Origin of the sequence: Candidatus Spongiihabitans sp. (assembly GCF_965237845.1) — a bacterium.
Classification (GTDB): Bacteria; Pseudomonadota; Gammaproteobacteria; order Arenicellales; family Poriferihabitantaceae; genus Spongiihabitans.
The window spans coordinates 1682231-1695455 of the sequence record NZ_OZ250154.1 but is presented as its reverse complement, the minus strand read 5'-3'; the positions used below and the strand labels follow the sequence as shown (position 1 = coordinate 1695455).

The 13225-nt window shown below is 47.4% G+C and carries 11 protein-coding genes; 7 read left to right on the top strand and 4 right to left on the bottom strand.

All coding sequences use genetic code 11. The features are described 5' to 3' along the window. Positions 1–173: 173 nt before the first annotated feature. The 3 genes from ACPXXB_RS08110 to ACPXXB_RS08100 are packed head-to-tail and all read right to left on the bottom strand — an operon-like array spanning position 174 to position 3980. Positions 174–1220 (bottom strand): ABC transporter ATP-binding protein, encoded by a 1047-nt coding sequence (locus ACPXXB_RS08110; RefSeq protein WP_423906387.1) that lies wholly within the window; start codon positions 1218–1220, stop codon positions 174–176. A 46-nt stretch (positions 1221–1266) separates the two neighbouring features. Then, a complete protein-coding gene (locus tag ACPXXB_RS08105) occupies positions 1267–2937 on the bottom strand; it encodes an ABC transporter permease (protein ID WP_423906384.1) in 1671 nt (556 codons plus the stop codon). A gap of 2 nt (positions 2938–2939) precedes the next feature. Further along, a complete protein-coding gene (locus ACPXXB_RS08100) occupies positions 2940–3980 on the bottom strand; it encodes a Fe(3+) ABC transporter substrate-binding protein (RefSeq protein ID WP_423906381.1) in 1041 nt (346 codons plus the stop codon). 164 nt (positions 3981–4144) lie between these two features. Here ACPXXB_RS08100 and argS point away from each other — a divergent pair, with 164 nt between their 5' ends. The 6 genes from argS (at position 4145) to ACPXXB_RS08070 (ending at position 11095) form a co-directional block, all read left to right on the top strand. Beyond that, on the top strand, positions 4145–5884 hold the full coding sequence (gene argS / locus ACPXXB_RS08095; RefSeq protein WP_423906378.1) for an arginine--tRNA ligase: 1740 nt from the start codon (positions 4145–4147) through the stop codon (positions 5882–5884). Between the two features lie 69 nt (positions 5885–5953). Then, entirely contained in the window at positions 5954–6565 is a 612-nt protein-coding gene (locus ACPXXB_RS08090; RefSeq protein WP_423911065.1) for an SPOR domain-containing protein, read from the top strand. Between the two features lie 52 nt (positions 6566–6617). Beyond that, entirely contained in the window at positions 6618–7574 is a 957-nt protein-coding gene (gene hemC, locus ACPXXB_RS08085) for a hydroxymethylbilane synthase (RefSeq protein WP_423906376.1), read from the top strand. 2 nt (positions 7575–7576) lie between these two features. After that, positions 7577–8368 (top strand): uroporphyrinogen-III synthase, encoded by a 792-nt coding sequence (locus tag ACPXXB_RS08080; RefSeq protein WP_423906373.1) that lies wholly within the window; start codon positions 7577–7579, stop codon positions 8366–8368. A gap of 78 nt (positions 8369–8446) precedes the next feature. Next, positions 8447–9760, top strand: a complete 1314-nt coding sequence (locus tag ACPXXB_RS08075; RefSeq protein ID WP_423906371.1) for a uroporphyrinogen-III C-methyltransferase — start codon at positions 8447–8449, stop codon at positions 9758–9760. An 18-nt stretch (positions 9761–9778) separates the two neighbouring features. Further along, entirely contained in the window at positions 9779–11095 is a 1317-nt protein-coding gene (locus ACPXXB_RS08070; protein ID WP_423906368.1) for a heme biosynthesis protein HemY, read from the top strand. 36 nt (positions 11096–11131) lie between these two features. Here the strand turns inward: ACPXXB_RS08070 and ACPXXB_RS08065 are convergent, their stop codons facing one another. Then, the gene (locus ACPXXB_RS08065) at positions 11132–12151 is read right to left on the bottom strand and encodes a CDP-6-deoxy-delta-3,4-glucoseen reductase (protein WP_423906365.1); all 1020 of its coding nucleotides are present in this window, start codon (positions 12149–12151) and stop codon (positions 11132–11134) included. Positions 12152–12214: 63 nt separating this feature from the next. Here ACPXXB_RS08065 and mutM point away from each other — a divergent pair, with 63 nt between their 5' ends. Further along, on the top strand, positions 12215–13030 hold the full coding sequence (mutM, locus tag ACPXXB_RS08060; protein ID WP_423906362.1) for a bifunctional DNA-formamidopyrimidine glycosylase/DNA-(apurinic or apyrimidinic site) lyase: 816 nt from the start codon (positions 12215–12217) through the stop codon (positions 13028–13030). Positions 13031–13225 lie beyond the last annotated feature (195 nt).

The window sequence follows — 13225 nt, the reverse complement described above, 5'->3', positions numbered from 1 at the left end:
TGTTGTTACTGAAAAACAATATTATATTCTCTGCCTGAAAGAAAGAAAGAATAGCGAAGATATTAAAACGGTAATTGAATGGCTTTTGGCTATCTCTTCTTCTGATTAAGACTCTGTATTAGGTGACGATTATCTTGGCTAGTTCAGCTATCATGTAAATACCGTGCTTGTAATCAGTCATCATGAAAATAAACCAGGTGATCGATTTCCAGTTTTATGCCGAGGTCTTCGCCGATGGCGTGGTTGTGGTGAGAGGGCGCCAACGAAAGAATTTCGCTGCCGCTGGGCAGCACCAAGGTGTACAGATAACTTTCACCACGAAATGTTTTTTTCTTGATCCTGGCGGTCATTTTGCTGTCATCGTCATGGATGATATCGTCGGGCCGAACCAGCAATTGGACACGTTGTCCACGGCGGGCATCGTCGGGAAGATCACCGACCAGCACCGCCAGTTCAGACCAGATTTTGTTTTGACCCAGAATAGCGGCATCCAGGAACACGCCGTCGCCGACAAAATCCGCGACAAATCGAGTGGCCGGTTTATGGTACAGGTTATAAGGCGTATCCCATTGCTCAATTTTTCCGTCTCTCATCACCCCGACCTGATCGCTGAATGTAAACGCATCTTGTTGATCATGGGTCACCAAAATACAGGTGGCGCCGATACTTTTTAATAACTCACGCACCTCCTGCCCGAGGCTTTCCCGCAGATCCAGATCAAGACTGGAAAAGGGCTCATCCATCAGCAGCAATCTTGGTTCAGGCGCCAACGCACGAGCCAATGCCACCCTTTGTTGCTGCCCGCCGGATAGTTCATGAGGATAGCGGTTGCCGAATCCTGATAAGCGGACATAGCCCAACATTTCTGCGACAATGGTTTGGTTCTTTTTTTTATCACTGCCATGCAATCCGGCGGCAATATTTTTTTCCACGGTAAGGTGAGGGAACAAAGCGCCGTCCTGAAATATCATGCTGAGATTGCGTTGCTCAGGCGGAATATTGCCTTCGGGGCTGGAAATACAGGTATTGTTCAGGGTGATGGAACCGCTGATGAGTTTTTGAAATCCTGCAATAGCGCGCAATACAGTGGTTTTACCACAGCCGCTCGGACCCAATAAACAAGCCAGGCTGCCTTGTTCGAGTTCGAATGAGGTGGAATCCACGGCACTCTGATTTTCATAGCGACAACTAATCTTCTCTACTTTAAGTATCGGCGGCATTGGATGACATTGGATGGGATGGGGGGCCAGGACGAATGGGTTGGAGTTAATTGAGTTGGCGCACTAAAACTTGAGAAGACGAAATTGTTTTGCTTAAAACAATCACTGGAATAAGCCCGCAAAGGACAATGAATAATGCGCCGAGGGCACTTTGCTCGATCATTTCATCCGACGCAAATAAGTAAACATGGGTGGCCAGGGTTTCAAAATTAAATGGGCGCAGCAACAAAGTCGCGGGCAATTCTTTCATGCAATCGACAAATACGATCAAGGCGGCGGTGAAGACACCGCTTTTAATCAATGGTAAATGATATCGCCGCAAAGTTCTGAGCGGGGGATGCCCCAGTGTGCGGGCGGCCATATCGATGGAGGTTGAAATTTTGGAAAAACTCGATTCGATGCTGCCGATTGATATTGCCAGGAATCTAATCACATAAGTTAATATCAATGCGAAGGTTGTGCCGCTCAGTATCAATCCTGTGGAGACTCCAAATTGCGCTCGAAAAAATCCATCCACTGCATTGTCAAATGCGGCCAGGGGAACGATAACACCCACTGCAAGCACCGCGCCGGGAACGGCATAACCCATCGAAGCAAATTTTGACGCGCTTCCCAACCAGGCATTGCCTTCAATGCGCTTGGCATAGCTCACGAATACGGCTATCACGATACAGCATACTGCCGCAATGATTGAGACTGAAAGGCTGTTTAGTGCGTATTCCCGAAACTGTTCGGTCCAGGATTGTTCAAAGTAGGTAATCCCATAATTGATAAGCATGCCTGCCGGGATAAAAAATCCGGCCAGAACCGGCACAAAACAAACCATGAAGGCGCCCCATTTTGCCAACCCGGTCAGTTGAATTTTTTCTGTGCTGGTGAATCTGCCTACGCTTTGGTAAAAACCGATTCGTTTTTGCCCGATATATTCCAGACCGATTAGCAGCAGCACGAAAGTCAGCATCACAATCGCGATCTGTGCGGCACCGCCCAGATTGTTCATATTAAGCCAAACGTCAAAAATCCCGGCAGTTAAAGTGTGTATTGCAAAATAGTCGACGGTGCCGAAATCGTTAAGCGTCTCCATCAATGCCAAGGCGATGCCAATAGCAATACCTGGTCTTGCGATCGGCAACGAAACAAAAACAAAGGTATTGAATTGAGATCTCCCCATCAAGCGACTGACATCGAGCAGATGGGGGGATTGTTCAAGAAATGAGGCGCGCGCCATCAGGTAAACGTAAGGGTATAAAACCAACCCCATCAATATTATTGCGCCGCCCATGCTACGGACATTGGGGAACCAGTAGTCACGGGCAAGCTGCCATCCAAACAATCCGCGCATCATGGCCTGGACTGGCCCGGCGAATTCCAGCAGATCGGTATATAAATAGGCGATGACGTAGGCCGGGACCGCAAGCGGGAGGATTAAAAGCCATTCAAAATATTGTCGACCGGGAAACACGCAGGCACTGACTAAATAAGCGGTTGATACCCCAATGAGGAAAACCGATATCCCCACACCGGCCATTAGAATGACTGTGTTGGAAAGGTAGCGGGGCAAGGCTGTGCTGACTAAATGAGGCCAGATGTTTTCGGAAGGGAACAACGCCAGCCAAACAATGGCAAGCACCGGCAGCATTGCGATAAGGGCAATACCGGTTGTGCCGATTCGCCAGGCGGCGGCGCTACTGCCGAGGCTTGAATTTGTATCGGTCATTGTCAATCATCGTAACCGACACGATCCGCCATCTTTGATGCGGCCCGTCGATATGACGCAACTTCAGTGAGATTGACCGGGTCACGTTTAAAGTCGCCCCAGGCTTTGACCGAATCGGCCAATGGAATACCTTGCTTGACTGCATATTCACCGTTTAATTGGGCATACATTTGCTGAGCTTTTTCGCTGGCCAGAAATTCCATGAGTTTTAATGCGTTATCTCGATTGGGGGCGTGTTTTGTCATCGCCATCCCGCTTATGTTCATGTGAGTGCCACGACCATTTTGATTGGGAAAGATGACACGAACAGCATCCGCCCAAGGTTTTTGTTTCGGGTCGGCAAGCATTTTGTACATGTAGTAATGATTGATCACTGCGATGTCGCATACGCCTTGTGTAATTGCCTTTACCTGCGCACGATCATTCCCTTCGGGTCTGCGGGCGAGGTTGGACTTCATCCCGGCAAGCCATTGCTCCGCTCGCTCTATACCGTGATGGGCAATCATGGCAGCAGTCAGCGCCACCATATAGGCGTGTTTGCCCGAGCGGGTGCAGATCAAACCCTTGAATTTCGGGTCTGCCAAATCTTCATATGTGGTCACGCCACCGTCGGTAATTCGTTCTCTGGAAGCAACAATTATTCGTGCTCTGGAGGTCAGGCCAAACCAGTGATTTTCATTGTCACGCATACTTGCCGGGATATTGCTGTCTAACGCTGTCGATTGAATCGCCTGGGTTAAACCGGCATTCTTGACATCGGATAAACGTCCAATGTCAGCGGTGAATATCAGGTCAGCCGGGCTATTGACGCCTTCACTTCTTAATTTCTCGAGCATGCCTTTTTCGGCGAATACAACATTGACATCGATTCCGGTGGTTGCGGTGAATTCATCAAACATCGGTTGGATGAGCTGGGGTTTTCGGGTTGAATAAACGTTTACCTCAGCGGATGCCGCAGACAAATTCTGAGCCGCCAAATTCTGGGCATACACCGCCGTCGCAACCAGTAATGCTATGGCGATGATCGAATAACTAAATTTCATGATTTATTTTGAATGAGAAAATTAATATCGTAATACAAGTGAGAATCATTCGCAATAGTATTTATCCGATTGCATGCGATTAAAAGCGGTTTTACTTCAACTTAGTCCGGTCAAAAGGTACAATCGCACCCCAATTTTCAACGCCTTGCCTTGTTCAGGACACCATGAAAGATACCGTCACCCACCTTCTCGCTCAGGCGGTGGAAGCGTTGCAAAAGCAAGGCCTGCTGGATGAATCCGCGGCACAGTCTATCAACGTCGAGCGCACAAGAGATTCCGATCATGGCGACTTTGCCAGCAATCTGGCGATGAAATTGGCCAAACAGACAAATTCCAACCCGAGGGAGCTGGCGCAGAAAATTCTGGCTGAACTACCCCAATCCGGGGTCATTGAGAAAGCCGCTATCGCCGGTCCTGGGTTTATCAACTTTCATCTCAAAAAAAATGCCTATCTTTCAGTGATTGACCGAATTCGTCATAAAAATGCGGAATTTGGGCAAAGCGACATCGGCCACGGCCAACGCATTATGGTGGAATTTGTGTCAACAAATCCTACAGGTCCGTTACACGTCGGCCATGGCAGGGGCGCGGCTTACGGCGATGCCTTGGCCCGAGTGCTGCGCGCGGCGGGTTATGACACCCACAGCGAATATTATATTAATGACGGTGGTCGGCAGATGGATATTCTGGCGGTTAGTGTATGGCTGCGATATCTGCAACGGTGCGGCAGGGAAATTCAATTTCCAGAGAATGCCTATCAAGGCAATTACGTCCGTGACCTGGCCGCGCAATTGAAGGACAAAGCAGGCAAGTCCTACTGTATAGACACGTCTAAGCTGTTTAAGGCACTGCCCGCTGCCAAAGAGGAGTCCATTGATCGGCTAATCAGTCGTTGCCGAAAGCATCTGGGTGACAAGGATTTCAGGGTTTTGTTCGATGTCGGTTGCGATGCTATGGTCGATGATATTCGACAGGATTTGGCGGAGTTTGGCGTGGTGTTTCAAGCCTGGTTTTCCGAGCGCAGTTTATTGGACAACGGTGATATTGATAAATCCATAAAGACACTGGAAGAGAATGGCCATATCTACGAAAAGGACGGTGCCAAGTGGTTCAGGGCCACAGATTTTGGTGATGATAAAGACCGAGTAGTACTGCGAGCCAACGGTGTGCATACCTATTTTGCCTCGGACATAGCCTATCACTATAACAAGGCGGAACGGGGTTTTGATAAGATTATTAACATTTTCGGCGCCGATCATCATGGTTATATAAAGCGTCTTTATGCTTCATTCGAAGCGCTTGGAAACTCACCGGAAAAACTGGAATTCCTGCTCGTCCAGTTCGCAATTTTGTATCGATGCGGCGAAAAAATATCAATGTCAACGCGCAGTGGCGAGTTTGTCACTTTGCGGGACTTGCGTGATGAAGTGGGTAATGATGCCGCTCGTTTTTTCTATGTGTTGAGAAAGCCCGACCAGCACATGGATTTTGATCTGGATCTGGCTAAATCCCACTCTTCAGATAATCCGGTGTATTATATTCAGTATGCCCACGCCAGAATTTGCAGCGTATTTCGCCAGCTCGAACAAAGAGGAATGCAAACTCCGGAGACGGCCGCACCGAAAAATGAATTATTAAAAGAGCCTCAGGAACTGGATTTGTTAAAATCGTTATCGCGTTTTCCCGAAGTGGTGGAATCAGCGGCCAGTGGTTTTGCGCCCCATCAAGTGGCATACTATTTGCGGGATTTAGCCCATGTATTCCATACTTACTATAATGCACATCCGTTTCTGTCCAGCGCGGATGATGTTCGTCTTGCCCGGCTGGGGTTGATTGACGCAACCCGCATTGTGATTGCCAATGGTCTGGGCCTGTTGGGTGTTAGTGCGCCTGAAAACATGTAAGGTCATGGAAAGTCACGGTATTATATTTCACGTTATATTAATGGCATCAGCACAGCACAAGCGTTGACCATGGTGCAGGCAAAGCGAAGATCACCATCAAAATCAGGGGCTAACCACAGGCCATCCTTTCATGGCTTGGGTATGTTGTTGGCCGGCATGGTGATTGGCGCACTGGCGACAATACTATGGCAGGGAATGCAAGCCGAGGATGGGGGCGTTGGAACGGGAATTCGCCAGATGCTCAACCAGTTTAAACAACAGCACCCGGAGAGCATGACCGAGCAGGTCGAAAGTGAGCAGGATACGCTGGCAAAACGGCAAACCAATTTTGATTTTTATACTGTGTTGCCGGAAATTGAAGTTGTGGTGCCATCGGTTGAATCGGATTCATCACTCTCAATATCTCAAACAAATGAGGTCGGCGATGACACCAATGCCAGCGCCTATATGTTGCAGGCGGGCGCCTATAAAAACCAGGCGGATGCCGACCGTCTCAAGGCCGAATTGGCATTCCAGGGTCTTGTCTCTACCATTCAAAAAATCAGTATTCAGGATAGGGGGGATTTTTATCGCGTCAGGTTGGGCCCGTATATTAGCTACGACCAAATGGCGGCAGCCGATCAGAAACTTGCGCGCCAGGGAATAACAGCCTTGCGTTTGAAAATTTCAAAGGGCGGATAATGTGTTCTGCGTTTGCCGGTTTTGTGGCAGCGAAGAAATCTCAACCAACATATTGGCCATGAAAACGTTGCGGATTGGAACACGAAAAAGCCAGTTGGCATTATGGCAGGCAAACTATGTGCGCGACGCATTGCTGACTGCACACCGGGATATTGAGGTTGAACTGGTGGAGATTATATCCGAAGGGGACAAAATGCTGGAACTGCCTTTGTCTCAAGCAGGCGGGAAAGGTCTGTTTGCAAAAGAGTTGGAATTGGCTTTGCTGGATGGCTCGATTGATTTGGCGGTGCATTCGATGAAAGATGTGACGGTGAATCTTCCCGATGGGTTGCATATCCCTGTAGTCTGCCCACGAGAAGATCCGCGCGATGCCTTTGTGTCGAATGAATTTGAATCGCTATCAAAGATGCCCGAAGGATCTTTGGTGGGAACGTGCAGTTTACGAAGACAATGTCAGGTGCTCGCGCATTACCCGTATTTGGAAACCAAAAACTTAAGAGGCAACGTAAACACCCGATTGGCGAAACTCGATGACGATCAGTATGCCGCCATAATTCTTGCGGTGTCTGGACTGAAGCGCCTGGCGTTTGACCATCGAATAACAGAGGCGATTGATCCCTCAATTTGTTTGCCCGCAGTGGGCCAGGGGATTGTGGGTATTGAATGCAGAATGGATGATCAAGAAATTAATCAATTGATTGCGCCGTTAAATGACAGCGCTGCATCCGTTCAAGTTAATGCTGAGCGGGCTGTCAACCAACGCCTCGGTGGAGGTTGTCATGTTCCCATTGCAGCATTTGCCGAACTAAAACCGCCACAGCCAGATGAAGAATTAACCCATAAACAATTAAGGCTCCGCGCATTAGTAGGCGAGGTTGATGGCTCGCGGATTCTGCGTAGTGAAATAACCGCCTCTGCGTCTGATCCTGTGGCATTGGGTTTTGCCGTCGCCGACCATTTGATAAGCCAGGGCGCCGCCGATATTCTTGCATCCGTGTATGACAATTAACAATGAACCAGGATTCATTGCAAGGGCTAAAAATTTTGATTGCACGCCCACGCCCTCAGGGTGAGCGCATTGCAAATTTTATCAAATCTCGCGGCGGCACGGCGATCTTGTTTCCCGTGATTGAAATTATCCCGCCCGATAATTTCGCGTCGCTGGATGCCAGCCTCCGCCAATTGACCGAAGTGGATGTAATAGTATTGGTCAGCGTGTCGGCGGTGAATGGATTGGTTGAGCGTCAACGTGCATTACATCAACCAGCCGGGGACGCGGCGATTCCTGCAAGCTTAAAGGTTGCCGCAGTGGGCGCAAAGACTGCGGCGCGATGCGAGTCATTGGGAATCAAGGTGGATTTTGTGCCCAGTCAGCGTGCCGACAGTGAGGGTTTGCTCGAATGTATGAACGGATTTAGTGTCAAGGATAAACAAATCGTCATTTTTCGAGGCCAATCCGGTCGCGAGTTATTGAAAACGGAACTGGAAAAGCTTGGCGCTCAGGTCAAGTATGTTGAGTGTTATCGAAGACGCACCACATCCCAATCCATACAGCCGATTATAGAGAAATGGGCGCGCCGCGACATTAATGCAGTGCTCATAACCAGTGTTTCAATATTAGAGAGTTTAATTGAGTTGCTGGGCAGGCCCAATGTTGAATTGCTGAAACAGACCACCGTCATCACTATTAGCAGCAGAATTGCACATCAATGCGCAAAGGTTGGTATTAACCATGTTGTGGTTTCAGATACCCCGGCTGACCAGAGTGTTTTGGAAAAGCTGAAATCAATCGTTAATCAATAAATGTTTGGTTTAATTGTGACAATGAGCCTGGGTTAGGGTAGGATTAAACTGTATTATTCATTATTTGAGAGAAAAAAGGTGGCAGCAAGCAAAACAACAAAAGGACAGCAAAGCCGGTCCGTTACAAAAAAGAAAATAGCAAGGAAGAAGCCTGGCACAAAAAAACCGCTAAGCAATGAGCCAGACAATTCACCGTCAATCGACAATCCAGCGAATAACATTGGAGCAGGAGTCAAGGTTGTTTCAGGGGTCGCATTACTGTTTAGTGTTTTAGCGCTGTGTGCGGGCGGATATGCCTGGTATTTAACCGCTGTGGACTTCCGGCTTGATGTTGATCAACAGGAAAATCGATTTAATGCAATTGAGCAAAGGCTAGGTGGTTTCGATGCGGTGCAATCTGATGCCAACTTACAGGTCGGTCAATTAAAAAACCAAATTGCACTCGCTGAAGATAACTTTAGTGACCAGATTAGAACTATTCGAGGGGAAATTGCTGAACAGGAATCCGCTGTGCGTGAGCAAGTTTCAACTGCTGAACGAGTTATCAATTCTCAAGCGGATAGTTTTCGCCAGGAATTTAACGCGCTGTCGGATTCAATTGTAAAACTACGCTCTGAACTGGGCCGTGGTATAGATAGCTGGACTCTTGAAGAAGCGGAACAGTTAATTTTTATAGCAAATCAACAATTGCAATTTTCCGGGCAATTTTCCGGAGATAGCAACCTCGCCAAACGCGCTCTGCAATATGCAGATGAACGATTGCAAATGTTGGCCAATCCTGCGCTCAACGGCGTTCGACGGTTATTAACGACAGAAATAGCAGCGTTGGATAATGTACAGGTTGTTGATACCGCCGAGGCATTGAATAAGTTGTCCTCATTGTCAAGCACGGTGGAAAATCTCGCGCTTGCGGGTGACATTGTCATTCCAGAAAAAACCAGTGCCGAAGTAACTTCAGGGTTAGGTTCAGATCAATCTGAAACCGTGGATTCTGAAACAGAAGCCTCTGTTGTTGATCGTTATATTCAACCCATTATTGATGCTGGCGCATGGTTTCTGGCCAGCGTGGGAGATCTGATTCAGGTGGAGAAAAATGGGAAATCCATCAAGCCGGTTATTTCTGCAGAAGTCAGGCAGATGACTTATCAGAAAACCAAATTAATTTTGGAATCAGCGCAAATCGCATTTATTCGACAACAACCTGAGCTGTATCAAAATCGAATTCAAATCGCCAGAAGTTGGGTTGAGGAAAGTTTTGATCAGAATTCGGACCAAACCGCTAATTGGTTAGCGCAACTTGATGAAGTGGGTTCGATATCGCCGCAATCAAAAACACCTGATATTTCTGGATCATTGAAAGCGATTCGCGAGGTAATTAAAAGCGCAAACTAATTTGGAGAAAACGGGATTATGAAAATAGTGATCACTATTATCATCGCGCTCGCAGTTGCCGTTGGCCTGGCATTGGCAGCCATGGATGATCCAGGATATGTGGTGTTTTCCAAAGAGCCTTATGTTGTACGACTGCCATTGTTGTTGTTCGTGCTGCTGCTTGCTCTCGGATTTGTATTGCTGTACTTATTATTCAACTTTATTGTCGGGCTGTTTCGCGCGCCAAAACGGTATCGACAATGGCAAAATCAAAGCAATGAAAATAATGCGCATAAACATACGATGGCTGGTTATGCCGGACTAATTGAGGGAAACTGGGCCAAGGCCGAACAAGCATTGTTAAAAAAACTTGAGCATAACAAAACCCCGCTGATGAACTATCTTGGTGCCGCCTATGCCGCACAGCAACAAGGGCATACAGCCCAACGCAACAAATATCTTGATGACGCCCTGAAAAAACACCCGCGACATCAACTGGCAATTAATCTCACCCGCGCACGATTACTGTATAAAGCGGGGGAAATCGCAGAGTCAAGAAATTATCTTGAAAACCTGCGAAAAAGTGTGCCGAGAAATGTTCCCGCAGCCAGACTGCTGGCAGATGCCTATCAGGCATTGGGCGACTGGTCTTCGCTGGTTGATTTAGTGCCTGCGTTGAAAAAACTGAACGCTTTTCCAGAGGAGGAGATAAGTCACAAAGAGCGGCTTGCCTACGATAATTTGATTTCTTCTCCCGCGCTGCTTCACGACGAGTTCCATGGCGAACCCGACCGACCGGCAACAATCTGGAAATCCCTGCCCTCTGCAAAAAGAAAAAATCCGCAAATGATTGCCAGTTATGTCAATCAATTGATCAAAGCCGGCAAATTCAAGGAAGCTGAAAAAGATTTGCGCAGCGCGCTTAATCGTAAATTCGATGCCGAATTGATGTATCTATACGGCAGGGTAGAGAGTCCATTTCTTGAATATCAAATTCAATTGGTGGAATCAATTAGCAAGAAACAAAAGCAATACAGTAGTCATCCGGATTTGTTGCTGACCCTGGCGAGATTGTATCGGTACAACAACGAATATGAGAAATCGAAACAATACTTTAAGCAATCCATCTCCGCAGGTGGGCGCCATGAGGCTTTTATGGATCTTGGCTCTTTGCTGGAGCAGATCGGGGATAAGGATGGCGCTTTGTTCTACATTAAAAAAGGCGTGGAAGCGATTGCCACTGGTTCCGACAATCACCCTGTCGCCAATCAGGGGGAGATCGTGTTTTTGCAAGACGGCAGTGGCGTAGATGGTAGTGGAGCAGGCGGCAGGGATGTTATGCCGGTCGTGCGTTGACGGTCTGCGCCGCTACGTTGGTTGAGAGTCGCGCAACTAAGCGGGTTTAGCGAACTCAAAAGAATCGAAGAAAAATCGATCCTGATTCAGTCCTTTTTCCAGTAAACTGTCCCGAACAGAATCAATCATTATTGGTGGCCCGCTGGCATAAACATCGTAATTTCCGAAATCATCGAAGGTTTTGCTAACAATTTCGTGGACAAATCCGGTGTCGCCTTTCCAGTCATCGGCCGTGCTGTCTGACAGCACCGGGGTGTATTTGAGGTTAGGGTATGTTTCTAGCCACTGTTTAACCAAATCATTCATGTATAAATCCTGTTCATCCCGCGCACCCCAGAATAAATGAATATTCTGGTTTGGGTTCTGTGCTGCCGCTTGCTCGAATAATCCTTTGATCGGGGAGAATCCGGTGCCACCCGCAATCATAATAATAGGTTTGTCTGCTTCGGACTGTAAAAAATAAGTGCCGAATGGTCCTTCAAATCGCAATAAATCCCGTTCTTTCATCGAGTCGAATACTCTGGGCGTGAAATGACCGTCGGCAACGTGACGAATGTGCAGTTCCAGCCCTTGCTCCAGTGCTTGTTCAGGTAAATTTGCCACAGAAAAACTTCGTCTCTGACCGTCTTTTAGAATAATATCAACGTATTGGCCAGCAATGAAACTGAATTCCTGGGTTTTCGGTAAGGTCAAAAACAGTTGAATAACATCTTCGGCCAATCGCTTAATTTTTCCAACCCGGCAGGGCAGCATTTTGATTTGAATATTGGCGCCGGTCATTATCTCTTGAACATCAATGACCACATCTTCCAATGGAATCGCCTGACAAAGCAATGCTTTGCCTTGTGCTTTTTCTACATCGCTTAAAGCGAAATCCTCATATTCGCCGTAATCAACCCGGCCGCTTATCAAATCGCTTTTGCAGGCGCCGCAGACTCCGCTACGGCAGCCGTAAGGATAAACTCGATTGTCTCGCAACGCTGCATTGAGAATGGTTTCGTTCTCGTTAGTCGAGAAACTCGTGTTGTTGCGTTGATTGGTGACCGAAAAGGGCATTGGTTGATTGTGCGCCAAAAAGTGGTAGCCTTATTATAGAGTAACTTTCGACTTGTCAATAAAATGCCTGAACTTCCTGAAGTAGAAACCACCGCGAATGGGATTCGTCCGTATCTTGAGGGGCAGATTATAGGTCAATTAATCGTGCGCGAACGTCAGCTGAGATGGCCAATTCCGGCGGGTTTGGAAAAATCTGTCAACGGCAAAAATGTGACAAAAATCGAGCGCAAAGGCAAATATATCCTTATTCATCTCGATACCGGCGGGTTGATAATTCATCTCGGGATGTCGGGTTCCATCAGAGTTTTACGCACACCCGAACCGCCGGGCAAGCACGATCACTTTGATCTCATAAACAAATCCGGGCAGATAGTGCGCTACCGTGACCCACGAAAATTTGGTTGCCTGTTATATTGTTCATCAAGTTTATACGATCACCCACGATTACAGGCGCTAGGCGTAGAACCCTTGACCCAGGATTTCAATGGCAAGTGGCTTTATGCGCTTTCGAAGAAAAAGACGATTCCTGTAAAGACATTCATAATGGATGGGAGAATCGTCGTAGGAATAGGCAATATTTATGCCAGCGAAGCATTGTTCGATGCAGGAATTGATCCGCTCCGCAAATGCTCCAGAATTTCGTTGCCGCGCTATACCCGGCTGGTGGAATCCATTCAAAAAATACTAAACCAGGCAATTGCAAAGGGAGGAACAACGCTACAGGATTTTGTCGGCGCAGACGGTATGCCAGGATATTTTGAACAAGCACTGGCTGTTTATGGGCGGGAAGGCAAAAGTTGTATACAATGTATGTCATCAATTAAAAGAGTGATGATTTCCCAGCGGTCGACGTTCTATTGTCCGCAATGCCAAAAGTAACCCAATGAAGATATTGATGAGGATATTGATTTGATGTGGGGAATTTATCCACCCTGTTACCACAGAAGCATTGGGGTCCAGACCGAGTGCTACAACTGGAACTGCAGCAGGCAGACAACGAAATCGCCGAATTGTAATTACTTTTATCCAGAATTTCCTGCTAATTTAAGTGGAAAAAACAAAATCAAACACATA

Bases quoted from the DNA above. Each gene is read 5' to 3' on its own strand.
- ACPXXB_RS08110 (WP_423906387.1), bottom strand. From the start codon at position 1,220: ATGCCGCCGATACTTAAAGTAGAGAAGATTAGTTGTCGCTATGAAAAT.
- ACPXXB_RS08105 (WP_423906384.1), bottom strand. From the start codon at position 2,937: ATGACCGATACAAATTCAAGCCTCGGCAGTAGCGCCGCCGCCTGGCGA.
- ACPXXB_RS08100 (WP_423906381.1), bottom strand. From the start codon at position 3,980: ATGAAATTTAGTTATTCGATCATCGCCATAGCATTACTGGTTGCGACG.
- argS (WP_423906378.1), top strand. From the start codon at position 4,145: ATGAAAGATACCGTCACCCACCTTCTCGCTCAGGCGGTGGAAGCGTTG.
- ACPXXB_RS08090 (WP_423911065.1), top strand. From the start codon at position 5,954: ATGGTGCAGGCAAAGCGAAGATCACCATCAAAATCAGGGGCTAACCAC.
- ACPXXB_RS08080 (WP_423906373.1), top strand. From the start codon at position 7,577: ATGAACCAGGATTCATTGCAAGGGCTAAAAATTTTGATTGCACGCCCA.
- ACPXXB_RS08070 (WP_423906368.1), top strand. From the start codon at position 9,779: ATGAAAATAGTGATCACTATTATCATCGCGCTCGCAGTTGCCGTTGGC.
- ACPXXB_RS08065 (WP_423906365.1), bottom strand. From the start codon at position 12,151: ATGCCCTTTTCGGTCACCAATCAACGCAACAACACGAGTTTCTCGACT.
- mutM (WP_423906362.1), top strand. From the start codon at position 12,215: ATGCCTGAACTTCCTGAAGTAGAAACCACCGCGAATGGGATTCGTCCG.